2 protein-coding genes are annotated in these 3,922 nt (G+C 73.9%); both read right to left on the bottom strand.

Annotated elements, in window-relative coordinates:
* The coding region (locus BM536_RS17430) for a beta-ketoacyl synthase N-terminal-like domain-containing protein (RefSeq protein WP_211362901.1) at positions 1 to 872 on the bottom strand (872 nt) is incomplete at its 3' end.
* Between the two features lie 57 nt (positions 873 to 929).
* Positions 930 to 3,665, bottom strand: a complete 2,736-nt coding sequence (locus BM536_RS17425) for a type I polyketide synthase (protein WP_094103161.1) — start codon at positions 3,663 to 3,665, stop codon at positions 930 to 932.
* Positions 3,666 to 3,922 lie beyond the last annotated feature (257 nt).

The raw sequence follows: 3,922 nt of genomic DNA, 5'->3' as shown, positions 1-3,922 counted from the left end.
ACCGCCAACACCTGGTGCCCATTACGCCGCGCATCCGACAACCGCTCCACCAACAGCAGACCCACACCCTCCGACCAACCGATGCCGTCCGCCGCCGCCGAGAACGGCTTGCACCGCCCATCGGCGGCCAGGCCCTGCTGCTGCGAGAAGTCGATGTGGCCGACGGGGTTCGCGGCCACGTACGACGCACCGGCCAGCGCGAGCGTGCACTCCCCGGAGCGCAGTGACTGCACGGCGAGGTGCAGGGCGGTCAGCGACGACGAGCACGCCGTGTCGACCGAGACCGCCGGGCCCTCGAGGCCGAGGACGTAGGCGATGCGGCCCGAAGCCATGCTGCTGAGCATGCTGGTCATCAGGTAGCCGTCGAACTCGGCGGGGGTCGGCAGGCCGAGGTAGCTCTGCTCGACGAGCCCGGTGAACACGCCGGTGCGCGTGCCCTTGAGGCCCGCCGGATCGATGCCGGCGCTCTCGAACGCCTCCCAGGCCGTCTCCAGCACCAGCCGCTGCTGCGGGTCCATGGCCAGGGCCTCGCGGGGGGAGATCCCGAAGAAGGCGGCGTCGAACCGGGTGGCGTCCTTGAGGAATCCGCCGTGCCGGACATGGGTCCTGCCGGGCCTGGCGGGATCCGGGTCGTAGAGGTTGTCCAGGTCCCAGCCGCGGTCTGTGGGGAACTCCGAGATGGCGTCGGTCTCGTCCATGACCAGCTGCCACAGGTCGTCCGGTGACTCGGCTCCGGGGAAACGGCATGCCATACCGACGATGGCGATGGGCTCGTTCCTGCCCGACTCCAGCTCGGCGACCCGCCGACGGGTCTTCTGCAGGTCGGCGGTCACCTTCTTCAGGTAGTCGAGCAGTTTCTCTTCGTTGGACATGGTGGACATGGGGAACCTCTTGTTCCTCTGTGTACGGAGGGGCGGGGATCTGCCGGCTCAGTCGGTGGATCCGCCCAGTTGGTCGTCGATGAGGGCGAAGATCTCCTCGGCCGAGGCCTCCTCGATACGGCCCGTCAGGTCCGCGGAGGGCTCCTCGTCGTGGGTCTCGGTCAGCCGGGACAGGAGCGTCTGGAGCCGTACGACGATGTCGCGGCGCTCCGTCGCGTCCTCGGGTGCCTGCACCAACAGGGCTTCCAGCCGACGCAGTTCGGCGTCCAGGGGTGAGTGGGGCGCGGCCTGGTGCTCGGGGAGGAGCTGTGCCAGTACGTGCTCGGTGAGCGCCGCGGGTGAGGGGTGGTCGAAGGCGAGCGTGGCCGACAGGGCGATGCCGGTCCGCGAGATGAGGCGGTTGCGCAGCTCGACGGCGGTCATGGAGTCGAAGCCGAGTTCCTGGAAGGCCCGGTCGGGGGCGACCGCAGCGGCGTCCGCGTGACCGAGCACCGCGGCCGATTCGGCCCGGACCAGGTCGAGCACGGCCTGGTACCGCTCCTGCTCGGTGAGGCCTTCCAGGCGCAGTGCCGACTCGTCGGCGTCGGAGCCCGCCGCGCGGGTCCGGCCCGCGGTCCCGGCCAGGTCGTTCAGTACGGCGGGCAGGTGGGTGTGGGCGCGCAGTGCCGTGGCGTCCAGCCGAGCGGCGACCAGTGCCGGCGGGCCGGTGCGCAGCGCCGCGTCGCAGGCGCTCGTCGCGTCCGGGACCGTCAGCTCGCGCAGGAGGGGGCGGGCGGTGTCGTTCCTTTCGGCGGGCGTGGTGTCACCGGCGGTGTCCAGCCGCGCCCACGGCCCGAGGGCCAGGGACGTGACGGGGAGGCCGAGTGCCGTGCGGTGGTGTGCGAGGCCGTCGAGGTAGGCGGCGGCCGCGGCGTCGGCGGCCCGGGCGGGTGCGCCGATCGTGTCCGCGCCGGAGGAGCACAGGACGAAGGCGGAGAGGTCGAGTTCGCGGGTGAGTTCGTGCAGATGCCTGGCCGTGTCCGCCGTGGATCGCAGCTGTGTGTCCAGGCGCTGGGCGGTCAGGTCGGTCAGCGCGGTGTCGTCGGACGGGTCGGCGATGTGCACGACCATGGTCGGCGGACGGTGCCCGGGTATCGCGGTCAGTGCCGCCCGCAGGGCCGCACGGTCGGCGAGGTCGCACGAGACGGCGGTGACCTCGGCCCCCGACGCGTGCAGATCCGCCAGCAGTTGGGGCGCGGGCCACGTGCCGTCGGCGCGGTCGTCCAGCATCAGGAGGTGACGTACTCCGTGTTCGGCGACCAGGTGGCGGGCGAACACGTCGGCGAGGCGTCCCGCACCGCCGGTCATGAGCACGGTGCCGTGCGGCTCCCCGTCGGGTGCGCCGGTCCTCCCGGTCTCCGGGGCGGCGGCGTCCTGGGGGACGGGGCGCAGCCGGGGCGCGTACAGGGTGCCGGCGCGCAGTGCGGCCTGGGGTTCGCCGGAGGCCAGCAGGTGGGACAGCGCGGCGGCCGACAGCGGAGCGACATCGGCGTCGGCGTCGGTGTCGGCGTCGGTGTCGGTGTCGGCGTCGGTGTCGGTGTCGAGCAGCACGATCCGCTCGGGAGCCTCCGCCTGGGCGGACCTCAGCAGTCCCCAGACGGCGGCCGCGTCCGGGTCGGCGCCCTCTTCGGCCGCGACGGCGACGGCGCCCCGCGTGCGGACGACCAGGCGCGTGTCGTCCAGCGACGGTTCGGCGAGCCACTGCTGGAGGAGGGTCAGCGCCTGCCCGGCGGGACGCGGCGTCAGGGCCCCGCCGCCGAACTCGACGAGGACCTGCCGGATCGGGGCGCCGTCCCGCACGGCGGCGGCGAGCGCGGGCACGTCCGGGAACCCGACCGCGTCGAGGTCTGCCGTGCCGGGCGGGTCCTGCCGGTCCTGCGGGTCCTGCGGGTCCTGCGGGCCGATCACCGCCCAGCCGTCGGGGCGGGTGGCGGGCGCCGGAGGGTCGAGCTGCTGCCAGGTCAGGGAGTACAGCGGCAGGGCCCGGCCACCGGTCGGCGCGAACTCCTCGTCGGGCAGGTCGCGGAAGGTGAGCCGGTCGACCGTGAGCACCGGTTGCCCGGCGGTGTCGAGCAGACGCACGGAGACCGCGTCTCCCTCGCCGGGCTCGGCCAGGACGCGCAGTGCGGTGGCACCCGTGGCATGCACGCGCACGCCCTGCCATTCGCCGGCGATCCGGGTGCTGCCCGCCGGGGCCGGGCCGAGGAGGGCGCGTACGGCGTCCTCGACGAGTGCCGGGTGGAGTCCGTAGCGGGCGGCGTCGGGCAGCAGGGCGTCCGGCAGCCGGACCTCGCCGTGATCGACGCCGTGCCATGCGGCCTCGGGCGGCAGATCGCCGGATGCCAGTTCGCCGTCGGCGTGCGGGGTCCACGGGGCCCGTGCGTCGTCGGAGCGGAGATGGACCGAGAAGGGGCGCCGGCCCGAACCGTCGTCGGCGTGGAGGACGATCTGCAGGTCCGCCGTCCCGTCGTCGGCGAGGACCAGGGGCTTGCGCACGGTGAGCCGGTGCAGGGTACCGGCGTCGCCGTGATCGGCCACCCGGGTCAGCGCCTCCACCAGGGCGGCGGGAGGCAGCACCGGGGTGTCGAGGACCGCGTGGTCGGCGGTCCAGCCGTGGGTGTCGAGCAGGATGCGGGCGGTGAAGAGCAGGTCGCCGGTGTGGGCCACGGCCGTCCGGTGGCCGAGGAGCGGGTGGCCCGTGTCGCCCGGTCCTGTCGCGCCGGGGGCACCCTGGTCGGCGCGCATCCAGTACCGCGCCCGTTGGAAGGCGTACGTCGGCAGGGTGACGGGGCGGGCGCCGTTCCGGCGAAGTACGCCTGCCAGTCGACCGGCGCTCCCGAGATGTGCAGGGTGCCGACGGCCCTTGCGAGCGTCTCGGTCTCCGGCCGGTCTCGGCGCAGGGTGGACAGGACCGCGGCGTCGTGGTCGTCGTCGAGGGCTTGTCGGGTGAGTGCGGTCAGGGTGCCGTCCGGACCCAGCTCCACGAACCGGGTCACCCCCTG

Origin of the sequence: Streptomyces phaeoluteigriseus (assembly GCF_001896135.2) — a bacterium.
GTDB classification, from domain to species: domain Bacteria; phylum Actinomycetota; class Actinomycetes; order Streptomycetales; family Streptomycetaceae; genus Streptomyces; species Streptomyces phaeoluteigriseus.
Note: the sequence above shows the minus strand (reverse complement) of the source record. Positions and strands in the feature narration are given on the sequence as shown.